Annotated in this window: 19 protein-coding genes, 1 tRNA gene, 3 pseudogenes and 1 riboswitch; of the genes and pseudogenes, 8 read left to right on the forward strand and 15 right to left on the reverse strand. The window is 52.0% G+C overall.

Features of this window, described 5'->3' with window-relative positions; translation table 11 throughout:
* Positions 1-37: 37 nt before the first annotated feature.
* The gene (locus tag R6H26_RS15675; protein WP_404783588.1) at positions 38-1,612 is read right to left on the reverse strand and encodes an FAD-binding oxidoreductase; all 1,575 of its coding nucleotides are present in this window, start codon (positions 1,610-1,612) and stop codon (positions 38-40) included.
* Positions 1,613-1,758: 146 nt separating this feature from the next.
* A riboswitch (cyclic di-AMP (ydaO/yuaA leader) is annotated at positions 1,759-1,900 on the forward strand.
* A 90-nt stretch (positions 1,901-1,990) separates the two neighbouring features.
* Here R6H26_RS15675 and R6H26_RS15680 point away from each other — a divergent pair.
* A complete protein-coding gene (locus tag R6H26_RS15680; RefSeq protein WP_404783589.1) occupies positions 1,991-2,677 on the forward strand; it encodes a hypothetical protein in 687 nt (228 codons plus the stop codon).
* Between the two features lie 41 nt (positions 2,678-2,718).
* On the opposite strand, the gene R6H26_RS15685 is transcribed toward R6H26_RS15680, so the two are convergent.
* The 5 genes and pseudogenes from R6H26_RS15685 to R6H26_RS15705 all read right to left on the reverse strand — a co-directional run bounded on the left by R6H26_RS15685 (position 2,719) and on the right by R6H26_RS15705 (position 6,016).
* Entirely contained in the window at positions 2,719-3,501 is a 783-nt protein-coding gene (locus tag R6H26_RS15685; protein WP_404783591.1) for an SDR family oxidoreductase, read from the reverse strand.
* Between the two features lie 212 nt (positions 3,502-3,713).
* The gene (gene mnmA, locus R6H26_RS15690; protein ID WP_404783593.1) at positions 3,714-4,787 is read right to left on the reverse strand and encodes a tRNA 2-thiouridine(34) synthase MnmA; all 1,074 of its coding nucleotides are present in this window, start codon (positions 4,785-4,787) and stop codon (positions 3,714-3,716) included.
* 96 nt (positions 4,788-4,883) lie between these two features.
* A pseudogene (locus R6H26_RS15695) lies at positions 4,884-5,381 on the reverse strand (DUF427 domain-containing protein).
* Between the two features lie 165 nt (positions 5,382-5,546).
* Positions 5,547-5,654, reverse strand: coding sequence for a photosystem II reaction center protein PsbM (psbM, locus tag R6H26_RS15700; protein WP_404783595.1), 108 nt, complete (start codon positions 5,652-5,654; stop codon positions 5,547-5,549).
* A gap of 104 nt (positions 5,655-5,758) precedes the next feature.
* The gene (locus tag R6H26_RS15705) at positions 5,759-6,016 is read right to left on the reverse strand and encodes a 2Fe-2S iron-sulfur cluster-binding protein (RefSeq protein ID WP_404791345.1); all 258 of its coding nucleotides are present in this window, start codon (positions 6,014-6,016) and stop codon (positions 5,759-5,761) included.
* Between the two features lie 679 nt (positions 6,017-6,695).
* Here R6H26_RS15705 and psbB point away from each other — a divergent pair.
* The 4 genes and pseudogenes from psbB (at position 6,696) to R6H26_RS15725 (ending at position 9,077) form a co-directional block, all read left to right on the forward strand.
* Positions 6,696-8,222, forward strand: coding sequence for a photosystem II chlorophyll-binding protein CP47 (gene psbB / locus R6H26_RS15710; RefSeq protein WP_404783596.1), 1,527 nt, complete (start codon positions 6,696-6,698; stop codon positions 8,220-8,222).
* Positions 8,223-8,320: 98 nt separating this feature from the next.
* Positions 8,321-8,419, forward strand: a complete 99-nt coding sequence (locus R6H26_RS15715; RefSeq protein ID WP_404783597.1) for a photosystem II reaction center protein T — start codon at positions 8,321-8,323, stop codon at positions 8,417-8,419.
* A gap of 109 nt (positions 8,420-8,528) precedes the next feature.
* Positions 8,529-8,601 (forward strand) — tRNA-Ala (locus R6H26_RS15720).
* A gap of 44 nt (positions 8,602-8,645) precedes the next feature.
* Positions 8,646-9,077, forward strand: a pseudogene (locus R6H26_RS15725) (DUF29 domain-containing protein).
* Positions 9,078-9,202: 125 nt separating this feature from the next.
* On the opposite strand, the gene R6H26_RS15730 reads toward R6H26_RS15725, so the two are convergent.
* Positions 9,203-10,117: a peptidoglycan recognition family protein gene (locus R6H26_RS15730; RefSeq protein WP_404783599.1), complete on the reverse strand. Its 915-nt coding sequence runs from the start codon at positions 10,115-10,117 to the stop codon at positions 9,203-9,205.
* A 402-nt stretch (positions 10,118-10,519) separates the two neighbouring features.
* Between R6H26_RS15730 and R6H26_RS15735 the strand changes: the two genes are divergently transcribed.
* Positions 10,520-11,197, forward strand: coding sequence for a flavin prenyltransferase UbiX (locus tag R6H26_RS15735; RefSeq protein ID WP_404783600.1), 678 nt, complete (start codon positions 10,520-10,522; stop codon positions 11,195-11,197).
* Here the strand turns inward: R6H26_RS15735 and R6H26_RS15740 are convergent.
* Together R6H26_RS15740 and R6H26_RS15745 are read right to left on the reverse strand one after the other, a co-directional pair.
* Entirely contained in the window at positions 11,154-11,744 is a 591-nt protein-coding gene (locus R6H26_RS15740; protein WP_404783602.1) for a cytochrome C, read from the reverse strand. The genes R6H26_RS15735 and R6H26_RS15740 overlap by 44 nt on opposite strands.
* Before the next feature lie 28 nt (positions 11,745-11,772).
* Positions 11,773-14,430: a chloride channel protein gene (locus R6H26_RS15745; protein WP_404783604.1), complete on the reverse strand. Its 2,658-nt coding sequence runs from the start codon at positions 14,428-14,430 to the stop codon at positions 11,773-11,775.
* A gap of 405 nt (positions 14,431-14,835) precedes the next feature.
* Here R6H26_RS15745 and R6H26_RS15750 point away from each other — a divergent pair.
* A pseudogene (locus R6H26_RS15750) lies at positions 14,836-15,333 on the forward strand (hypothetical protein); the annotation flags it as partial.
* Here the strand turns inward: R6H26_RS15750 and R6H26_RS15755 are convergent.
* Positions 15,328-16,348 (reverse strand): IS630 family transposase gene (locus R6H26_RS15755; protein ID WP_404783606.1). Its coding sequence is split into 2 segments (ribosomal slippage): positions 15,328-15,919 and positions 15,918-16,348, totalling 1,023 coding nucleotides; the frame shifts between segments, so codons are not numbered across the junction. The pseudogene R6H26_RS15750 and the gene R6H26_RS15755 overlap by 6 nt on opposite strands.
* 87 nt (positions 16,349-16,435) lie before the next feature.
* On the opposite strand from R6H26_RS15755, the gene R6H26_RS15760 reads away from it, so the two are divergent.
* On the forward strand, positions 16,436-17,020 hold the full coding sequence (locus tag R6H26_RS15760) for a TPR end-of-group domain-containing protein (RefSeq protein WP_404783608.1): 585 nt from the start codon (positions 16,436-16,438) through the stop codon (positions 17,018-17,020).
* Positions 17,021-17,198: 178 nt separating this feature from the next.
* On the opposite strand, the gene R6H26_RS15765 is transcribed toward R6H26_RS15760, so the two are convergent.
* From R6H26_RS15765 to ilvB, 5 genes are all read right to left on the reverse strand, one after another.
* Entirely contained in the window at positions 17,199-18,164 is a 966-nt protein-coding gene (locus R6H26_RS15765) for an Rpn family recombination-promoting nuclease/putative transposase (RefSeq protein WP_404783609.1), read from the reverse strand.
* A 386-nt stretch (positions 18,165-18,550) separates the two neighbouring features.
* A complete protein-coding gene (locus R6H26_RS15770) occupies positions 18,551-19,471 on the reverse strand; it encodes a DUF4351 domain-containing protein (RefSeq protein WP_404783611.1) in 921 nt (306 codons plus the stop codon).
* A gap of 379 nt (positions 19,472-19,850) precedes the next feature.
* The gene (locus R6H26_RS15775; protein WP_404783613.1) at positions 19,851-20,111 is read right to left on the reverse strand and encodes a DUF4351 domain-containing protein; all 261 of its coding nucleotides are present in this window, start codon (positions 20,109-20,111) and stop codon (positions 19,851-19,853) included.
* Positions 20,112-20,255: 144 nt separating this feature from the next.
* On the reverse strand, positions 20,256-20,732 hold the full coding sequence (locus R6H26_RS15780) for a hypothetical protein (RefSeq protein ID WP_404783615.1): 477 nt from the start codon (positions 20,730-20,732) through the stop codon (positions 20,256-20,258).
* A 71-nt stretch (positions 20,733-20,803) separates the two neighbouring features.
* The gene (ilvB, locus tag R6H26_RS15785) at positions 20,804-22,606 is read right to left on the reverse strand and encodes a biosynthetic-type acetolactate synthase large subunit (protein ID WP_404783617.1); all 1,803 of its coding nucleotides are present in this window, start codon (positions 22,604-22,606) and stop codon (positions 20,804-20,806) included.
* Between the last annotated feature and the right edge of the window lie 188 nt (positions 22,607-22,794).

Below are 22,794 nucleotides of genomic sequence, written 5' to 3' on the forward strand. Positions count from 1 at the left end.
ACCGACGATCGGTCCGAGGCGTACTGCCGAGGACGGGTTAGGGATTGCTCTTGAGATCCGCACCCGATCCGTAAACCCAAGCTTCTAAGCGCTGCTGCCACCGGAACCGCGATCGCTCTGGTAACCGTTCGCTCCAGTGCCGGACGTGCGGATGAGCCAAATTCAATCCGCTGTAGAATCCCAATGCCGCAAAATGGCCCATCCAGTCCAGTAAGGCACTGGGGCCGACCTGCTGCAAAATGCTTGGAATCAGGCTTGGGGCCTGGAGCGACACCTGTAGGAGGGTGCGGTACAGCGGGCCAAACTGCACCACATCTTGAAGAAAGGGACGGAGAACTGGGTCTCCCAGCGTTTCCATAGACTGAAACACGACAGACAGCAAATCGTTGATCTGGTTCGGTTTTGGCGGTCGATCTGCCCTCACGCTCATGGCTCGCTGAAACAGCCAAGTGACGGATAGATTGGGTTGGTAGGGCTGTAGGAGCGCCAAGTCTTTTTCGAGTAGCGCGTCGCTCTTGAGGGCATCTTGCAACCCCGCGCTCAAGCGCCGGAGGTGCCGCAACATGGCTCCAAACCCGCCAAAGCTCAGCGGCGACTGACATCCGCTACTATCGCCCACGGCTAACAGTCGCGGCCACGGCAGCGCCAGGGGGCTTTGGCGATAGCTAGGGAACAGGCCAAACATGGCCCTCTGGACGTCTAATTCGGGAATGTCAACGCCTTGATAGTGCGGCAAAGCTTTGAGATACTGCTCGAAGAGCTGCTCTAAGCTGGGTTGTTCCGGCGCAAAGTCTGCATAGGTAAAGAGATAGGTCGTACGGCCATCTCGGGCGGGGAATGCTTCCCAGAAACACTGGTGGCCTTGCTGGATGGGTGCTAAAGACACCATTAGATCGCCCGTCGTTCCTGCTGGAATGCCTTTGGCACAAGTCCCCACCACCAAGCAAACTGCATCGGGCTGCTGACCCGCGCGGGCCTGAGCTACAACGGGCGAAAAATGCCCCATGGCATCCACCATCAGTTTTGCCGTTAGCGTCTGTCCGGCCTGAATGCTAACCCCATCGGGGTGAACGGTGACCTGCTCGAAGGCCGAGTGCTCTAACAGTTTGCCACCCCGTTCCAAGAACCGCCGCTTCAAACAATCCAGCAAATAAGCCGGATCGACTCCCACGTTCAAAACATCTTTGACCCAAAATTCCGGGCCACCGTGGAAGGCGATTCGGTTGGGGTTGAACTCGCTGGCGATCGCCCTCTCTAATTCCGCTTCCGTCAATAGCTCCAGCTCCACCAAAACCTGAAGCTCGCAGTGCGAGGTATTCCATTCCTGCTGTCGGCCTCGGAGTTCCCCCCGCTCTACAACTGCCACGCGCCACCCCTGACGCACCAAGGCCGCGCCCAGCAAAATACCCAGCGTACCCCCACAAATCGCCACATCCCAATCGATCGCGCCCAGGAGGGAAGCGCTTGCCAAAACAACGCCAGATGGGGACTGCTGGGAGCGCGATCGCACTGGCCCGTCTGCGCGCCAGTTTTGCCAGCGCCGATCCATTGCCTGGAACTGAGGCAGCGGGTTGCCCGGTACTGTAGAAAGCCAATCTGCGATCGTTGCCATCGTTTGAAATTGCTAATCATCCAAATTGCATAGGGCGGCACTTTTGATAAACCTTAAGCTTAATTTGCACCGCGCGTTCAGAAATGTTAGATTGTCGGAGAATAACTTGAGTCAGTCAGCTTAATCTTAACGAAAAAACACTGCAACCCTTGATTTTGTTGCGGTCCAGTTAAGAACGGGGGAACCATTTCCTGGGGCTTATCTCGAACTTGCCTTTTCGGCAGTAAAAGAAGGACATCTCTCAGTCCTAGCCCGTCAGCTAACCTCGTCAGCATTGGGAGAAGACTAGGACGTCAAAGTAAATCTTGACCTCCCTGGTTTTCCTAGCTAGTACTGCTCTACATTTCGGTACACGCTTACAACCACTGGAGATTGCTTATGAATATCAAGGCGACCCTAGCGCGTCTAGGTTGCACGATGGCGGATACCCGTGCCGCTCGCGATTTGCTACTGTTACCCGGACCAGATCGGGTAGAGTCGAGCCAAGCGGCAGAGGCATCCGATACTATCAATATTGTGGTGGGCTACAGCGGCTCTCAAAACAGTCAGGCTGCACTCGATTTGACCCTGCTGATCGCCTACCAAACCCGACTGGCCACGCGCAAGCGCGTTGTCGTTCAAACGGTTTACGTTCTGGAAGGGATTTATCACCCTCAAAAGCCTTTGCTCTCAACAGCCGTCGGTAACGCGATTTCTGCTCAACGGGATTTAGAGTGGGGAACTGCAACTGCAACGGTGTCAGAACGGCGAACCGATAAGTCAGCGTTGGCACGCCGTCACACCGTTAACTGTGTAGACGTGAGAGCCGCTCAGCTTCAATGCTTTGAGGAAGCCGATCGGGTGCTTTGGCAAGCGCGTACTTTTGCAACGGAATGGCGAGGATCTTTGAACACTCATCTTCGATTCGGATCTCCAGCCATCGAACTGAGCAAAGTCGCTCAGCAAGAGGAAGCCAGTATCGCGATCGTGGGTTGTCATTCGTCAGAACACGACTTAGTCCGTCAGATGAAGGATATTTGCAGCTGCCCCGTCCTCGGCATTCCTACAAAAAAATTCGAGCATTGAAGGTTCTCAGGTTAAAATCTAAGCCTTTTTATTTAAGGGTCTTATCCTTTCAATAAAGATTGAGCTCCATCAATCCAAAGCTCGGTACCGCTGATAAAATTGGCTGCCTCAGACGCTAAAAACAAAACCGCTTGCGCGACTTCATTGGAGCTTCCAGCATAGCCGTGCGTTAACGGAATATCTCCTTTAGGATAAACTGCTGGTTCTTGAATGACCTCAATATTGCGATATTGGGTGTCGTTATGGATGTTAGTTATAATTGCGCCCGGACAGACTGCGTTGACGCGGATATGGTGTTTGGCAAGCTCTAAGGCCGTCATTTTGGCAAATGTTACTTGAGCTGCCTTCGTGCAGCAGTAAGCGGTGGCTCCCGATTTGCTGAAATTACGAGTTCCATTAATGGATGAGTTGATAATCACGGAACCACCCTGCTTTTTGAGGTGAGGTACGGCATACTTGACAGTCAAAAAAGTTCCTGTCAGGTTAATGTCAATAACACGGTTCCATTCTTCTAAGGTGAGATCTTCAATGGGTGCCCACACTCCGTTGATGCCAGCATTTGCGAAGACAATATCAATACGGCCAAAGGCACCGATAATATCTTGGTAAGCTTGCTCCATTTGAGCTGGGTTGGAAACGTCGGCAACCACGGGTAGCGCCTCGCCGCCGCGCTGCCGAATTTCGGCGACCGCTTGTTTTGCAGCTTCGATTTTCCAATCGATCGCTCCAACCTTTGCGCCATTTTCTGCCATGAGTAAAGCAGTTGCCCGACCAATGCCCGACCCAGCCCCAGTAATCGCTGCGACTTTATTTTGAAGCTGCATTTTTTCTTAGGTGTCCCTGTTAAAGTTCTCGAACCGATAGGGTTGTTGCAGCCACCACCGCGATAGGTCTACCGTTTCAATTCAGAACAGTTTAGAGAGTCGAGTTCAAGGTCGAATCCCTCAAAAGTTATGTCCTAGCGTTAATACCTCTTCGGACGAGCTAGCACCAGTGCAAAGGCTCGACCGTTAATTTACATTTGATACAAACATTTTTATAAAGGCAAGCGCTCGATCGCGCCGCCACCTAAGACCAGTTCGCCGTCGTACCAGACCGCAGCCTGTCCCGGCGTTACGCTAAATTGCGGCTCGTCGAAAACCAGCTTTACTCGCTGGTTTCCGGTTTCATCGATCGCGAGCGGAATAACGGTTACATCCACGGGCGGCGTGCGGTAGCGAATTTGCACCTGCGCCCGAATGGGTGTCGCTGGCGCTGCAATGGAGACCCAGTTCGCGCGCTGGACGGTACATTCTGACCGAACGGCACTGTCGCGATCGCCCACCACCACTCGATTCATCGCCGGATCCAACCCCACTACGTAGAGGGGTTGCGCGGCAGCTACTCCCAGACCCTTGCGCTGTCCGATCGTGTAATGATGCACGCCCTCGTGGTGGCCCAAAACTTGACCCTGACGATCCACGATTTCGCCCTGGCGCGGTTGAATGTATTGGTCCAAAAAAGCGCTCATGGAGCCGTGGGCTTCCACTAAGCACAAATCCTGACTTTCCGGTTTTCCCGCAGTCTGCAATCCTAATTCGGCGGCAATCCGTCGGGTTTCGGCCTTGGTTTGCTCGCCTAAGGGAAAAATTGCGCCAGCCAAAATTTCTTGAGAAAGGTCGTACAGAAAATAAGACTGATCCTTATGGCGATCGACGGCCCGGAGAAGTTGAGTCCTTCCGGTTTGAGAGTCTTGACGCACCCGAGCGTAGTGGCCCGTCGCGATCTTCTGCGCCCCTAGGGTTTCTCGGGCATAGCGCAACATCGGCCCAAACTTGACGGCCTTGTTGCACTGAGAGCAGGGTAGCGGCGTTACGCCTGCTTCGTAGCCCGCCACCAAATAATCCACAATATTTTCTTGGAACAAATCGCGGGTATCGACGACGTGGTAATCCACCCCGAGCTGTTCGCAAAGCTGGGCGGCATCCACCATCCCCTCAGAGCAGCACTGTCCTTTCCCCTTCATCAACCAAAGGGTGACACCCGCCACATCGTATCCCTGGCGCTGGAGCAGGGCGATCGCCACCGAGCTATCCACCCCTCCCGAAAGACCAACTGCTACCTTATGCATACCGCCGCTACTCAAAGCCAAAACAGTGTTCCGATTCCGTCTCGATACATCGCAGCATCGCTTTTCTATGCTAGCGCTTCAACCTTGAGAGCGCCCTTACCATCCCCAAGTGCCTGGGTCGCCCTTGAAGGGACCTACAATATCTCGCGTAATCCAGCCGCCATAAAAGTCTCCCGGTTGGGATTGGACTCATTCTCCATCGACGTAGCAGGCGTCCATCCGACTGGGGTAAAACGCGACATAATTGCGGATGGCCTCGAACTGAGGCGTTGGATTGGGGTAGTACCATGCGGCAGCATCAATGCGGCGATCGCCCACCACTACCGTGTAATAAGCTGCGGCCCCCTTCCATTCGCAAAACGTCGATCGGGCGATGGGTTGGCAGTATTCCAGACGCACGTCCTCTGGGGGAATATAGTAAACCGGGGGGTGACTCGTTTCCAAAACGCGTTGAGCGCGACGCGTCTCGGCAATCGTCACGCCATTGACCTCAACGAGAACGAGCTTTGTCGTCGCTTCAAGCGCGGGCGGACGCGGATAGTCCCAAACTGACTCCTGACCAGGCTCAGGCTGGCTCCGACGCGGACTGAACATAAGCTTATTCACTGGACGATGACAGAAGCAAAATGCACCCCAGAGCGAGGTGCACCTTTTAAGACTTTACAGTCGGCAAAAAGCGAGCGCAACCTTCACCTCCGAACCCATCAGACCCTGAGAATGGGGGAATGTCGCAACGCCCGTATCTTTCAAACTCGAACCTTAGCCTTCACCGCGACTGGCCGTTTGCACGTACAGAATGATCAGGAAAACCGTCGGAACAAACACAAATAAGGCCGTAGCAATCAATCCAAGGTTATTAACTTCCATAGGACTTAACTCTTTTTTATCCCAGCACAGATCATAAGACTACAATACTATCGTTCCGTTAAGGTCAAGTTTAATCTGCCCTAACGTAGAGATTTAGAGGAGATTTAGGGTTTTGTCTCCACCGTCACCGAACCGTTGACCAAGGTTTGACAGGCAAGGCGACAGGTTTCGGGACGGCGTTTGAGCTTGCGATTTTCAAAATCCGTTCGCGGTGAAAGCCGATCGGCCCCTTCCGTAATGTTTACAAGGCAAGTCCCGCACTGTCCTACGCCGCCGCAGTTCATCAGCTTGCCCTTCAGCGTATAGAGATCGATTCCGTTTTCAATCGCTTTTTGCCGGAGATTGGCACCTGCCGCTGCCATCACCTCCTTGCCTTCTTTGACAAATTTGATGGTCGCCAAGAACGACTGAGGTGTTGCGCTCTGAGGGGTCTCCGCGGGAGCAGAGCTAGGAGATGATGGCCCTGGTAGCGCTGAAGCATCTACCGCTTGCGGGTCTGCACGATCGATCGCTTGACTCATAAAACAGGTCTCCTGGAAACAACCTTAAAAATTCGAAAATGAGAAGGAACGTTCTTCGAGACCGCCTTGGAAACGGCCTCAAAGTCCGTCAAACCAAGAGTTTTCAAAACGTTAAGCTTCCTTGAAAACCCATCGGGCACTGGTTACACTTCTTTATATACTTTAATAGTTTCTGTCCAAAAGCCATCATCGAGGTTGCGAATACAGCATCCTGGGTAAAACGGACTTCTGGAATGAAACGCTTGGTTAATGAGAGCTGCGACGCTGAAGATGTTCGGGCAATCTCATCAAACACGTTAAGGTTATAACTTCTGAACTGCTTATTGCCAAGTGCTTAAGTATGCTTCAATAGTGGTCAATGACTCTCTTAGCTTTCTCAGATGGCTGAGGCTAAGGAAACGCGCTTCCAACAGCTATTACAGCCGTTGAGGCATTGTTTAGTATTCCTCGGGGTATTGGTCCTCGGAATAAGAAACTGTTGAGAAAATGTAAAGATATTTTAAGAGGAGGAGCGTAGTCAATGGGACTACCCTGGTACCGCGTCCACACGGTTTTGATTAATGACCCAGGGCGACTGATCGCAACGCACTTGATGCATACCGCGCTGGTCGCAGGCTGGGCTGGCTCCATGGCGCTCTATGAGCTAGCTGTATTTGACCCCAGCGATCCGGTTTTAAATCCCATGTGGCGGCAGGGCATGTTTGTATTGCCCTTTATGTCGCGCTTGGGCATTACGTCCTCTTGGGGCGGCTGGAGCGTTTTGGGTGAGACGGGTGTCAATCCTGGTTTCTGGAGTTTTGAAGGGGTTGCGTTGGCACACATCGTGCTCAGCGGGCTCTTGTTTTTAGCTGCAATTTGGCACTGGGTTTACTGGGATCTGGAGCTCTTTAGAGATCCCCGCACGGGCGAGCCCGCGCTGGATCTCCCCAAGATGTTTGGGATTCACCTCTTTTTGTCGGGTTTGCTCTGCTTCGGTTTTGGGGCTTTCCATTTAACGGGTCTATGGGGACCTGGAATGTGGGTGTCCGATCCTTACGGTTTGACGGGCCACGTGCAGCCCGTCGCGCCGGAATGGGGTCCCGATGGTTTTAATCCATTCAATCCAGGCGGTATTGTAGCTCACCATATTGCAGCAGGGGTTGTCGGGATCGTTGCTGGGTTGTTCCACTTAATCGTGCGTCCGCCTCAACGACTTTACAAGGCGCTGCGGATGGGGAACATCGAAACGGTGCTTTCCAGCAGTATTGCAGCAGTATTTTTTGCTGCCTTTGTCGTGGCCGGAACCATGTGGTACGGAACGGCTGCAACGCCGATCGAATTGTTTGGGCCAACCCGCTATCAGTGGGATGGCAGCTACTTCAAGCAAGAAATGGTGCGTCGCGTTCAAACCGACGTGGCCAATGGCAAGAGTATTGCAGAAGCTTGGGAAGCGATTCCTGAGAAGCTGGCGTTCTACGACTATGTGGGCAACAGTCCCGCCAAGGGCGGTTTGTTCCGCACGGGCGCGATGAATAGCGGTGACGGGATTGCCAGACAGTGGCAAGGTCATCCGGTCTTTAAGGATAGTACGGGCGAGGAGCTATTTGTGCGTCGCTTGCCTAACTTCTTTGAAACTTTCCCCGTGCTCTTAGTGGATGGTGCTGGCGAGGTCAAGGCTGACATTCCATTCCGTCGGGCTGAGTCAAAGAACAGCTTCGAGCAGAAAGGGATTACGGTTAGCTTCTACGGTGGTGCATTGGACGGTCAAACCTTTACCGATGCCGCAACCGTCAAGAAGTATGCCCGTAAGGCTCAATTGGGCGAACCTTTTGAATTCGATTCTGAAACTTTAAACTCTGACGGGATTTTCCGAACCAGTCCTCGCGGTTGGTTTACCTTTGGCCATGCTTGTTTTGCGCTATTGTTCTTCTTCGGTCACATCTGGCATGGCGCTCGGACGCTGTTCCGCGATGTGTTTGCTGGGGTCGACCCAGACTTAGCGGAAGAGCAGGTTGAGTGGGGCTACTACCAAAAGGTGGGCGATACGTCCACTCGCAGTAGGGCTTAGTTTTACGAGATTGAGGTGTTCTAGATCGGCACTGCTGGGTCTGGAACGCCTTTTCTCTTCGCTACGCTGAACACTTTCGAGATCTTGTTGAGGCTCCTATGGAAGCGATCGCATACGTATTCATTCTTGCCTGTTTGTTGGGCTTGTTCTTTTTTGCTATTTTCTTCCGCGAACCGCCGCGTATTACGAAGGACTAAGGACTAGCGTGCTTTAACGCAGTATAAATCCCCCTTAGGTCAGTCTTAAGGGGGATTTTACAGACTAGAATCAAAGTATCTCAGTTGCTATTCTAGGACTGAATCGATCGGGGAATTAGCTCAGTTGGTAGAGTGCTGCGATCGCACCGCAGAGGCCAGGGGTTCGAATCCCCTATTCTCCATTCATGAAAAGCTGGTCGAAAGGGGATAGATTATGACAGCAATAATGCTATCGCTCTACACATCCGACTTTTCGCTTTGGCTAGATCAAACCGCTCAACTCCTGAAGGCAAGGCGATTTGATGAGCTAGATTTAGACAACTTGGTAGAGGAAATTGAAGCGTTGAATCGGAGTGAAAAGCGCTAAGGTGAAAACCGATTAGAGGTTTTGCTCATGCACTTGCTCAAGTGGCATTATCAACCAGAGCACCAATCCCGCAGTTGGCAAGCTACGATCCGCGAACAACGTCGGCAGATTTTAAGACTGCTCGAGGATAGTCCTAGCCTTAAAGGTCATTTGTCTCAGGAATTTGACGCGTGCTATGCCATTGCACGGGAAAAAGCCTCGGATGAAACCACTATCTTTTTAGAAAACTTCCCTGCGCAATGCCCTTATGCGATCGCTCAGGTATTGAATCCTGATTTCCTGCCAAATTGAAAGATCTTGGTGGTACTGCTGCCGTTAATCTTAGTTATTATCTGCTAAAGCCAAGAATAGATTTGATGAGTTGCGCGACCTTGCAAAGGATCTGAGGTATCAATCGATCTGAACGCGATCGCCCCTTAAGGTGTGGCACCCAGCGATACAAAATCAGTCCTTTGGAGCGCCAAATCTTGCTTCAGCCAATCCATTTCAAAAGAACGCGGATCTTGCCGTTCTCCAGATCGATCGACGGCCAAGTGGGTTGTAATGCGACTGTCCTCTACCCCGGAATGTGCCGTCAACCAAGCGAGCGAAGTGTACTGCTCGCCGCTGTAGCCGACATGCTCGGAGTTGCTGTTGTATCCACCTGAAGGCGTTTCCAGAGAAATATGGTAGGCGAAGTTATTGACTGAGGGTTTTAAGTTTTTGTTCGTTTGCACCGTTTCGAGGCCGTTCTTCCCCTTAAAAGCTGAATTTCCAGCTCCGTAGGCGCGCTTGAGCGGATCGACGAGGTAAAGAATAGTGCCATCTTGACAAATAATGGCGTGATAGCTGATCTGATCGTCATCGTGGGGGTGGGGAGTAAGCACCGTATTGACCGCGCCCGATGCCGCTGAGGTCGTTTCGTGCAGCACGACGAGCAATGGATTGTCGAGCAATTTTCCCCGAGTGTCGCGGGATAGGCGATCGCCGAAGTTGCTGGGGTGAGCAGGAATTCGAAACTGAGCGGGGGTTTGAAGGGCTGCGATCGCCATCGTCGAATCGTTCTCAAGCTCAGACTCTTCGCGAACCACGAGTTCCTCGACGGATAAGGTCGGCGCAGCTTGATAGAGGCGGTGCAGTTCTGCAACTTGCCTCTCAAAGCGGCTTTTTGCAGTTGGAGCTTGAGCCGTTCGCACCTCTGCTGTTTTGGGAACCTCGACCGTCGCAGGGCGACCGTTTCCCGCATCAGGTCGGTCGAATAAAACCGCCGCCGCCAGTCCGCCTACTACAAATAAGGCCACCGTCTGCAAGAACCTTCGCCATGGCTGAACGGGAACGGGGTTAAATGACATACCTCAGAATCCAAACCACTGAACGCTCGCATCCCAACAGTCTTAACCTTCAATCCCAGTATTGCTAATGTGTTTTTATCTAGAAACTGTATTTATTTTAGTCAAAACGCATTTTAGTCAAAACGCAAGGTTGAGCGGCTCGTTGCCTTCCAAGATGCATTCATACAATATGGGAAAGACGGACGAGAAACTGTCGCCAATTACACTCGCAATCTTAAATAGAGAGCTTTTAGCCCAGAGAACGCGCGATTGGTGGCGAAATTGAGGCTCAACCCATCGCTTTCTGAGACCTTCTCCAAAATAAAGTCAGGATGGGGCGCAATAGGTCAGGATAGGAGAGAGCCATCCTATCCGTACCGACTAGTTTAACTTCAGCGCCCTTTCCTTATTTCTATCTAAAGTATGGATCCATCTCAAGCTTCGGTCCGTCGGCCCGTCATCGTGGGTATAACAGGTGCTTCTGGTTTGATTTATGCGGTACGCACCCTCAAGTATCTCTTGCAGGCTGGGTTTTCCGTGGAACTGGTGGCCTCTAAAGCGACCTACCAAGTTTGGAAGGCTGAAAATAACGTCCAAATGCCCGCCGACCCGGACAAACAAGAGCAATTTTGGCGATCGCAAGCCGATGCGTGGACGGGCAAGCTCACCTGTCACCCCGCTGCGGACGTCGGTGCCACCATTGCCAGCGGATCCTTTCGCACGGCGGGGATGCTTGTGATTCCTTGCAGCATGAGCACTGTGGCAAAACTAGCCGCAGGACTGAGTACCGACCTGCTGGAGCGGGCTGCGGACGTCCAGCTCAAGGAAGGGCGCAAGCTCGTGGTAGTGCCCCGCGAAACCCCGTTTAGCTTGATTCATTTGCGCAACCTCACCGCCCTAGCGGAAGCTGGCGCGCGCATCGTTCCGGCGATTCCTGCCTGGTACCACCAGCCTCAAACCATCGAAGACCTCGTGGATTTTGTCGTGGCCCGCACCCTCGACCAGATTGACATCGACTGCGTCCCGCTACGACGGTGGGAAGGGTCGCAGGCTGGAGCTACGGCGAATTCTGCCACTGGGGACTCAGATCTCGAAAATTAAACCTGGAGACGCTTGGGTGGCAGCTGACGCAAGTGCCAATTTTGACGGGTTCTGCAAACTTCACCTTCGGGTGGAGAATCTTGAAATACTGCGATCGCGCGATGCGGTAGGGCGGATCTTCCGTCGGGTTGTTGGGACGCGAGTAAGTGCGGACGTATTTCCAGGCCAGCGCCAAGTCTGGATTGCGGAGCGGCGTCCAAGGAACGCCATAGTGGTTGTCATCTTCCAAAATATTTTTCCAGGATTCGGTGGGTAATACCGCTGGGGGAATGCCGATGTGACAGGTCGCGCACCTCGCCAAGTAGGTCTCTTGGGCTAACTGAAGCGTTTGGGGGACAGCATCGACCGTTCCTTGGGGGTCCGGCGCGGTCTGAGCCGAGATGGCCGTCGACTGCGCTGCCATTGAGGCGGCTCCTCGATTCAAGCTCAAAGTCCACCCGCAGAAGCTGCTAAAGCCCAGTACCAGCATGATGAGTACCCACACCGACCGCGAAGATTTGCGTCGCTGTTGTCGCGATCGCACTCCTCTGTTTCGGAATTTCAACATACGATACTCCTGCCCATCGCAAAAACCTCTATGGTGTTTCCTCCTCCGTCATTGTAGGGCCACGGACGAGCAAAATTGCGCTCTTGCTCTGACGGGCGATCGCCTCGGGAATGTTGCCCTGTAAAACGCGATCGAACAACCGATTGCGGCTAGCCCCTAGCACGATCGCATCTGCTTCGATTCCTTCGGCAAAAGCCAAAATACTGGGGACGACTTCTCCCGTTAACTCCAGCCCCTGAATTTGCCCTTTGCATTGAGTGCCTAAGGTTTCCACGTAGGTTTCGATCAGGTCGTGGCTTTGCTCTACATTTGGCGGGTAAACTCGGCACAAATACGTGGCCGTTTCAGACCCAAATGCGTTGATGAGCGGCGGCAGCCAGCCCAGCGCGTGAGCTGTATTCGCGCCCCCCGCCACCGGCACCAGCCATCGTTTCAGATCCGTCGATCGCGGATTGGCGGGCCATTTGAACAACAGCACCGGGCTGACCGCCTGACGTAAAATGACGTCCACGGTGTTGCCAAAAATGCGATCGCCCGTCGTGGTCGTCCCCTGCCACCCCATCAAAATCAGGTCGATATGCCGCTGTTTTTCAACTTCTAAAATCGCCTGGGCCACATCGTGGGCCGCCCGCACCTGGGTGTGAACCGAAACTTGATGGCGCTGCCCGTAGCGCACGGCCCGTTGGAGCAATCGCCGACTTTGAACCGTTTTGACTGGCGTTTCTGAAGGCTGGCGATTGCGGGGGAGCTGAACGATTTGGATGCACTCCAGTTCGTAGTGGCGATCGCGGGCAATGGCAACTGCCAACTTGAGCAGGATCTCTGCGGTTTCTGGATTGGCTAAGGGGACCAGCAGTCGCCCTCGACCGACAGCGGGGCCTTGGGTTTGGAAGACCGGGTAGGACGGATTGGCAAAGGCGCTCAGGTTGCAGCTCGCCCCCGTCACCGCTAGAGATTCGGAGCGAATAATGTCGGCGCGGGTGATAATGCCCAGCAACTTCCGCCCCTCTACCACGGGCAACCGACTCACCTCAAAACGGTTGAGGGTGTAGAGTACCGTCGAAAGCGTGTCCTCCGGCGCAACCGTCACGGGCTGAGGAGTCATCACTTCTCGAATCGGCGTCGTGTCGGGGAGCGATCGCGAGAGGGCCTGGGTCAGGTCGGTCTGGGTGATGATACCCACCAATCGACCGTTTTCGATTGCTGGAAAGCCGCGATGATGCGATCGCGCAAACGCTTTCATGGCTTGCTGTAGGGATAGGTCGCTGGAGAGCGTTTCCACGCGGCGCTGCATGATATCGGCGGCGGTCAGTCGGTCTAACATGCCCTGAACGCTGTCCGGTTCCTTGCTCATCTGAACGAGATCGATGCCCTGGCGTTGCAGCAAGCGATTGTAGAGCGAACCGGGGCTGACCCTTTCGGCCACCAAATAGGCCACGACCGAACTCATCATGAGCGGCAGCACCAAGTTAAAATTGGTCGTCATTTCAAAAATAATGACGATACCCGTAAACGGAACCCGGCTGACTGCTCCAAAAAACGCGCCCATCCCCACTAGTGCGTAGGTGGAAGGCAGTCCTGCTGCTAGAAAATGACTTTGCAACAAACCCACCAACTGCCCTAACGCCGCTCCCAACACCAAGCTGGGCGCAAACACGCCCCCCGGTGCTCCAGAACCAAAAGCCATCAGCGATAACCCAAACCGCACGACAAAAGCCAGCGCGACGATCGGCCAATCTGCTTCGCCCAAGCTAATCCACTGACGCAGCCCTTCTAAATTTTGAAACGAAGCGGGCAGCAACCCTAGCAGTACGCCGCTGCACGACCCGGCCAAGGCGATGCGCCAGGGCAAACCGATCGGTAAAAACCGCTGGTTGAGGTTTAGGCTTGCCAGCAGACCCTGATTGAACAGCCCGCCAAATAGTCCTGCCAGCGCGCCCAACAAAATGTAGAACGGAATTTCTGACAGCGAGAAGCTGGTTTGAGTCGTCAGGGTAGAGAGATTGACGGCAAGGCTGTGTCCCCCAAAGGTTCGCGCGACAACCGCTCCAATAAATGAAGACAAGATTGCCGTACCCAACGTGAGACCCGAAAGATCCCGCAGCAGTTCTTCTACGATAAACAGCACTCCCGCAAGCGGCGTATTAAAAGCCGCTGCCAAGCCCGCTCCTGCACCCGCTGCAATCATTTGTTTGCGGTGGGCGGGTGCGGTGGGAACCCAGTAGCTGAGTTGAGCTGCCAGCGCTGCGCCCAGTTGTACGGTCGGCCCTTGCCGTCCCAAACTCAGCCCGGAACCTAGGGCCAAAATGCCGCTCAATAGCTTCACCCAAGCCACTTGACCGTTCAGTCGCATGGGAAATTGGGCCAATGCTGCTTTGACCTGAGGAATGCCGCTGCCGTAGGCTTCGGGAGCGAAGCGCTCGATCAGCAACCCTGAGGCAAACCCGCCGATCGCCCCGATGAAGGCCAAGACCAAGAAAGGCGGAACCGGAACCGCACTAGCGCTCGTTCCGAAGGACGCGTGGGTGCTCCAGTACAGCCGTCCCGATCCGATCCAGTTGACGCCTTGCTGAAGCACGACGGCTGCCAACCCCGAGACAAACCCGATCAAGCACGCTTCGGCGATCGTCAACCGTTGGGGTTGGAGCCAGCGGCGAAATCGTTCGGAGTAGGAAGAAAGCGCCATGACAGATCAAAACTGCAATTCTACTCTGGAAAGCAACCCCGAAATCGCGACCTTCAAGTAATGACTTTATAGCTTGCAGTTTAGAGTAAAAAGTATCTATTGGTTTCTGTTTAATTGTGCTACGTTCCTAAATCCAGTTCTGTGAGGCGTGGTACCCAGTCATCCAGTAATTTAGCGATCGGGTCGAATATGAGGGACTGTAGTAGATGCACCAGTCTCCAATTTTGCTGGAGCTAGAGCGGGTGAGGGCACAGATACGGTTAAATCTGCTGTCAGTTGGACGTTAGGAGATAACCTGGAAAATCTGACGCTGACTGGGACTAATGCTATCAGCGGCACGAGCAATATCCTGATTGACAATAGCGCAGGCAGTATTTTGGATGGTGGGGATAGAACGACACCCTTACAGACGGTATCGGAAATGCTATTTTGCTTGGGGGCAATGGGCACGATAGTCTAGTTGGCGGTTTAGGCAGCGATCGATTGACTGGCGGCACGAGCAACGACGTCTTTTCCCTTGGCAATAATGACAATAGCCCCGATACCGTGTTTTACACCAGTGGAAATGGAAGCGATATTGTGAAGGAGTTTGTCCGTGGGACTGGGAAAGACTTGCTTTCTTTCCGCAGTATTGCAGACATTGATGTGGTGAGACGCCCTTTAACTATTGTCTTGTCAGTGGGTTTCCTAACGTCAACTGTCATGCCCCTACAGGCAATAATAATATGTATAAAGCTTTTGTCCTCCTATAAATCTTCTATTGTTATCAACGAGGTCGCGCCAAGCTTGAGTTTTCTAAACCTTAATAACTCAGAAAAGGGATTTATCTATAAAATTATGCTGGCTCCAATACTATCCTTTTTATCATTGCTTATGACTATAGCAATCCCAAATCATTTATGAGAAGCAGCCATAGGTAAAAAGCTTAGGGAAATCAAATATTTGTCGATGGGTCGCAAACTCAAATAAAGCCTTGACTGCACGGAAAGATTTGCAAAGATGGTACCACTCTCGGATAAAGCGCTTCGCCTGTAACCAAATGTCCTCAATTGGATTTTGCTTGGGGTCATTGGGTGCAAACCTTATACAGGTGACTTTCCATTGTGATTCGTCAAGGTCTTGATTGATAGAGGTGAGATAGCCTCTAAACGCTCCTGAACGATGGTAGCTTGCCCCATCCCAGAGTAAGGCAATACGACGACTGGGATGTTGTTTGAGTAGATAGTCCACAAAGGCAATTGTGCTTTGAGAATTGCCTTTGTCATAGGCTTGGATCAGACATTCTTGGGTGTGGAGGTTGAGAGCCCCATAATAGGTTTGTCTCTCTCGTTCGTTTACGATGGGCACTTCAATGCGCTCCGATGTTTTGCCCCAGATGTACCCGCACAGGTCGCCCCAGAGTAGATGACATTCATCTTGGAACAAGACCACTAATTCGCCCGAATCGATTTCACCGCGATGCGCCTCTAACCAGTCCGTGATTTCCTCTTTTTTTTTGAACCAGTTCGGGGTTTGCCTTGGGATTGCGCTTTTGAGTCTTTTTCCAGCTAATCCCAGCCTCTTTGAACAGGGTGTAGTAGCTTTGCTTGGAGTCAAAGACAACCTGATACGCTTGCTCAATATGGCCTTGAAGTTCTTCAAGATTCCAGTATTTTTGGGTCTGTAGCCAGGTACAGACTGCTTGGCGCTGTTGGGGGCTTAGATGCCCAACTGAGCCTAAGTGCTTCAGCTTCAGTCCCTGCACCCCTTGCTCTCTATACAGGGCTGTCCATTTGCTAATGAACCCTGAACTGACCGATAAACTCTCCTGGATTTCTCGGTGTTTATAACCGTTGAGATACATCTGTACTGCGACAGCACGCTTTAACTCACGGACATCTGGATTAGACTGGATAAAGTCTTTAAGTTCAGACAGCATCTATTTAGCATTGTTACTCTCTCTAGAGTCTCACAAATCAAATGGGATTGCTATAGTAAAAGTCTACCTTTTGTTATCCTAAATCCTATGATTCTCATTATTTTTACTTTCTCGTGCTTGTATCTTTATTGTCGCTGTTTCATATATTTATCACCAAAAAGATCTAAAAATCTTAATCGAGAAGTTATAATACTTGACTTACTGAGTTCAGAACAAATTTTTGGACATGTAAGAAAATTGTATAATCTAGGTCATTATGAAGAAGTATTAGAATTTTTGGAAAAACTCGAAAAGTCTTTGTTTGGTAAAACTTTGTCGAGAAAATTTGGTAGAGCATTATTATCTATGATGCAGAGGCAGAAGCTAACGTTAATACTAGCAACCTCTAACAACATTTATAATTATAGTGGCAATTCCCTGCGTCAACTGGGCAGATATCAGCAAGCCTTGTTAGCTTTTGACAAAGCTCTTACTCACAAACAAGACTATCCTGAAGCTTTATATGGAAAAGCTTGCTGCCATGCTTTTCTCGATAACATGAGCCTAGCTATGGAAAACTTGAAGCTAGCGATCGCAGCCAGTCCTGAAGAATTTCGGGAGAAAGCGCAAACTGAGTCTGCGTTTGACCCAATCCGCCAGGATCGGCAGTTTCAGGAATTAATTTCTGGATGAAGCCTCTATGACTTCCATGCTGAGCTTCCCCTTCGCTAATGCGATCGCAGCCTCAACTTCCGCCTCAGCTTGCAATTCGCTAGAGCAGCAATTGGATTGAGTTTGGGGTTGGAAGACTATAGACGCAGGTTCGCCGCTTGGGGTAGTTTGGCTGGTAGAGGCAGTGGCTCACTGTAGTTTATGCGTGCAATTGCAGCCATCGCTCCAGATCGGACAAATCAGAAAAATCCAAAAGTGCCTCGCCCAGTGATTCCAGTCGATCGATGGAAAGGGATTCAACCTGCGATCGTACCTCTGAGGGTAGGATCCCCACACGTCGAGAGAGGAGGCGGAGGATCAGCGATCGGGCTTCCTGAACCGCACCCTGCTCAATGCCCTGCTTAAGACCTTTCTCAATGCCAAAACGTTCTGCATTCGTTACATAAGTCACTTTTCGTTCCTCCTCAAAAACTTGAAGTTCCTGCCAAAACTCGCGCTCAACCGCCTCCGGCAAAACAAGAATCCAATCGATAAAGCGATATAAGTCTAGGATCTCCTGACGCTCGTAACCTTTCTCATATAGCCCACGAGTCAGTCTGAATTTCCAATTCTTACGCCGATCCACGTCGCGCTTCGTCTCAATGACCTTCAGGTGAGCCATCACGACCGTTGCAAAGGGATTATCACTCGATTCTAATTCATCCATCCGGTCTCGCCAATCCAACAGCTTCACCGTCCCAAACTTAAAATTGAGCGACGTGTCTGGATAATTGGCTTCATAACAACTGGGTCGCCAGGATAAGCTCTCATCGCACAGAATCGCCAAACTGATTGGGACCTGACGGAATTGGTCAAAAATCCTGAGGCTGTAGATAAACATCCTCTCTTCAAACTCAGTCTCAGACTGACTTTGCACCTCCAGATGCAGCAATAGCCAAAGTTCCGTTCCGCCCTTAAGCCAAACCTTGACCAACTGATCTGCATAGCGCCGCCCCACTGCAGCATCCTGCGAAACAGCCTGAAACTCCTTATCCAAAAACTCATAAGGCTTGCTCCAATCAATCAAAGCAGCCGTCTGGGGAAAGAAAAAGGCGATCGCCGGCGGAAAGTATGCCCTTAAAATGTCCTTCCAGGGCGAGTCTAGGTCTGATCTCGATTCAGTCATTGAAGGGGCAACATAACGGCGATCGCTCCAATTGTAAGTCAACTCACTACCATTACTGAAGCAACTTTCTCAGATGGGGCCGGACGTACTTACGCTTTCTACAGTGTTGCTTAAGATAACGCTGACAACCGTCAGAGCCTACCTACCACTGCAACCTGAGAAAAGTACAAACTCAACAACACCTTCCTTATCCCTCAAATGAGCTTCCCCTTCGCTAATGCGATCGCAGCCTCAACTTCCGTCTCAGCTTGCAATTCACTAGAGCAGCAATTGGATTGAGTTTGGGGTTGGAAGACTATAGAGGCAGGTTCGCCGCTTGGGGTGGTTTGGCTGGCAGAGGCAGTGGCGATCGCTGTGGCTTTTGGACTTGCTTACGAGTGCGATAGCTACGAACCAAGAGTCCGCAGCCAATCACTCAAGTCCGATGCTTGAGAGAAGTCTAGCAGTGCTTCACCCAATGCCTCAAGTTGAGTAAGAGACAGAGATCGGATTTGGGTTTCGGTTGTGGGGGCGATTGAACCAATTTTACGGGAAAGCAATCGAAGGATAAGCGATCGCTCATGTTGCAAACCTTGTTCTAGCCCCCTTTGTTGTCCCTCATCCAGAGTCTCTTGTCGCCACTTTTCATAAACAGGAGTCAAATTCATCGCCAAAGCCCTCTCATCCGTAGTTAGATTCTGCCCTACATTCAAGCTGATTTGCAACACCGCCAAATGCTCCATCGTCCTGCGCTTCATCGGATGGTCTGGGAGTAACGCTAATAGCTCGGCGATCGCCCTTCGCTGCACCCCATCTCTTCCCATTAATCTCAACCACAGTGTTGCTTCATTAACAGGAAGCTGATGAATCGCAACCAATGCCGTGCGAAACGATTGTGAAAAATAAAAGCCGAATGGCCAGGTCGGCTTTTGAACAGCTCCAAAATGTTCGATGACTCTGTTGGACACGGTTACGGTTGGACTCAAAATCCATAGTTGAGGATACTCGGCCCGTTTCAAGTTCTGTTTTTCCCGTTTTGCCTGACGACGACATTCCTGAGTGAAGTCAATCAGCTTCCCAATACAGTCTTCTACATCATCCAATTGAACTGAATTGCGAAACGGCTCAATCAAGCAGAGATGGGTCGCGATTTGCCCAAGAACACCCAGGGCTGCGAGATTTTCCTGCACTTTTTCGTGGGGAACAAACAGGATATCCACTTCATGGGTTTCACTGACAATTTTTCGACTACTGTTTACATCCCCCACCGTTTCAAGCAACGCTTCAAGATGTTGTTTGGCAAACAGGTCGTGGTGGGTACGAGTCATTGAGGCTGATTATAGGTTTGGGCTGAACGTCATCGTACTACGGCATCAAACAAAGGCGGACTCTTGCGCAGCTATCGCTCCTTACATCAATAACTCAAAACATCATGTGATTGTGCGCGTGAGCGATGGCAGTAATGGTAGCTTGGGTTGAGGAACGAAACCCATGACCAAACCGACTCATTCAAATCCGAGGCCCTTTAACTATTGTCTTGTCAGTGGGTTGACGTTAGGAAACCCACACTACCATTACTGCGTTTGACTAGTTACAGAAGTCCATCCTAGAGCAGCAATTGGATTGAGTTTGGGGTTGGAAGACTATAGAGGCAGGTTCGTCGCTTGGGGTGGTTTGGCTGGCAGAGGCAGTGGCGATCGCTGTAGTTTATGCGTGCAATTGCAGCCATCGCTCCAGATCGGACAAATCAGAAAAATCCAAAAGTGCCTCGCCCAGTGATTCCAGTCGATCGAGGGAAAGGAATTCAACCTGCAATCGGGTTTCTGATGAGAGAGACCCCACACGTCGAGAGAGGAGGCGGAGGATCAGCGATCGTTCTCCTTCTTGACGGCCTTCTTGACGGCCTTCTTGACGGCCCTTCTGTTCGCCCTCTTGAAGAATCTCTTGATAAATCACAGATTGCTGCATGATTTCCCTCCTGAGAACCCGATCGATAAGCGAGAAAGGTTACGGTAAGATACCGCCACAAGTTTTTACTCACCCTCATTTCGCAAGCATAAAGCTAAACCTGAGACAAGCTGATGCACCTGCCTTTGATGTAATTCCGCCACATCAGGCTATATCGTCAAAATTTCCACCTGAAGCGCCACTGCTATTGCCGAACTGCTCCAGATAGGACTGCACCATCAACTGTAAATCCTGCCGCGCTAGCTCCCGAATGCGATCGGGCTTGTTAGCCTCGTCAATAAATAAAATACTATCGACGCCTTCAAAGGAAAAAAACTGAAATAGAAGCTGCACGACCGGAATGGGGAGTGCGATCAGATCTTCCGACTGACCGACTCGCGTTGCGTCGGAGAGATGGCCGTAGGCATGGAGGACGGTTTTTTGAAGTTCTTCCTGGGTGCGATGTTGAAGGGTAGTAATCTGCCACTGCTGCTGAAAATTTTGCAGAATGTAGTATTCAGTATGCTCTAACCCTTCCGCAACTTGCCCCAGAACGATCGCCACAAGTCGGATCGCTTCAAGGTCCGCGCCATCGGTGGGAGCGTTATCGATCAACCCCTGGACTTGGGCCTGTAATTCCATGCAAGATCCTCAAATCGTGACTCCATAACGCTATTTTTGCCTAATATGGGCAAAATGACGCAGGAGCAAGCCTATAGCTTGGTACCGCACTCAGGGCAAAAACGGTTGTGAAGCGTATTCTTAGCGCCGCAGCCGCTACAATACACTAGCTCAGCCGCCCGATCTAGCACCCGTTCTGGCAGACCGATCATCTGAGCGTTGCTCTTGCCAGGAGCCACCATGGGATAGCAGTTTTCATCTCGCGTGACATGGGCATCCAGAAGCACGGGGCCGTCGTGGGCCAACATTTCGGCGATCGCCCCTTCCAGATCGTCCCGGCGATCGACCACCATCCCTTTAATCCCGAAGGCATCCGCCAGCTTCACGAAGTTAGGCACGCCTTTATCCATGTTGGAATTAGAGTAGCGTTCTCCGTAAAATGCCTGCTGCCACTGGCGCACCATCCCTTGCCAGAAATTGTTGATCACCACTGTTTTGACGTTAATGCCGTACTGCGCTAAGGTACCCAGCTCCTGCAAATTCATCTGAAAACTGGCATCGCCGCTGATACAGATGACCTGACGGTCGGGAAGGGCGACTTTGACACCCATAGCGGCGGGCATCCCGAAACCCATGGTGCCGAGTCCGGCGCTCGAAACCCACTGGCGAGGACCGTTTTTCAAAAACTGAGCCGCCCACATTTGATGCTGACCGACGTCGGTGGTGTAGTAAGCATCTGGCGCTTGCTGCGCTAAACCCGCAATCACTTCTTGGGGAGATATCTTGCCGTCGGGGTAAGGCACCACGAGGGGATAGTCTTCTTTCCAACGGTCGATGCGGGCCAGCCAAGCTCGGGTATCCGGCTTTTGGCCCGAGCCTGCGCCAGCAAGCTTTAGCAACTCCTGCAAAACAGGCTTGACGCTACCGACAATAGGTACCTCCGGCGGACGGTTTTTGCCCACCTCGGCGGGGTCGATGTCGATATGGATGACTTTGGCACGGGACGCAAATTCATCCAGTTTTCCGGTCACGCGATCGTCGAAACGAGCGCCCACGGCAAGGAGGAGGTCGCACTCGGTCACGGAAAAGTTGGCGTAGGCGGTGCCGTGCATCCCCAACATCCCCAAGGCCAGCGGGTGATGCTCGTCAAAGGCACCTTTGCCCATCAGGGTGGTGGTGACGGGGATCTGAAACAATTCGGCCAGGGCTTTGAGTTCGGCGTGGGCGTTGGAGGCGATCGCCCCGCCCCCGACGTACAGAAGCGGTTGTTTTGCTGCCTGGATCAGTTTGAGCGCGTTGGCAATTTGGCGGGTATTTCCCCGAACGGTGGGTCGATACCCTGGCAGGTTGACTTGAGTAGGCTCGACGGCTTCGTAGTCGAACTCTGCCAAGCCGATGTCTTTGGGCACATCCACCAAAACCGGACCCGGACGTCCAGTACTGGCAATATGAAAGGCTTCCGCGACGATACGGGCCACATCCTTCGGATCGCGCACGACATAGGAATGCTTGACAATGGGCAGCGTGATCCCAAAAATATCGGTTTCTTGAAAGGCATCGCTTCCAATGGCGTTGCTGGGAACCTGCCCCGTGATCACCACCATGGGAATCGAGTCCATGTGGGCGGTGGCGATGCCCGTGACCAAGTTGGTGGCCCCAGGACCTGAGGTCCCGAAGCAAACGCCTACTTTGCCCGTCGCCCGCGCGTAGCCGTCGGCGGCATGGGCAGCGCCCTGCTCGTGGCGCACCAGAATGTGGCGAATATCGCCCCGCTCTTCAGCGCGATAAATCTCGTCGTAAATGGGCAGAATTGCGCCGCCCGGATAGCCGAAGATGTGCTCGACGCCATGACGCTTCAAACTATCAAGAAGGGCAAATGCTCCAGTTGCACGCACGGTCAAGTCCTCTCAAACCAATCGTGAATTTTATAAACGCTCGATAGACGATGCAAAATACAAAAGAATCGAAAATCTAATGATAATCAGCTCTACAGCGAAAGTTTTAAAAGTTCGCTCAAATCTTAAGATTAGATCCTAAGTGTAGTGTTTTATACAGGGCCTGTCTAGAAATTTAGGCGCTTCCT

Source organism: Altericista sp. CCNU0014 (assembly GCF_044923475.1).
In the GTDB taxonomy this organism is placed as follows: Bacteria; Cyanobacteriota; Cyanobacteriia; order Thermosynechococcales; family Thermosynechococcaceae; genus JAAURS01.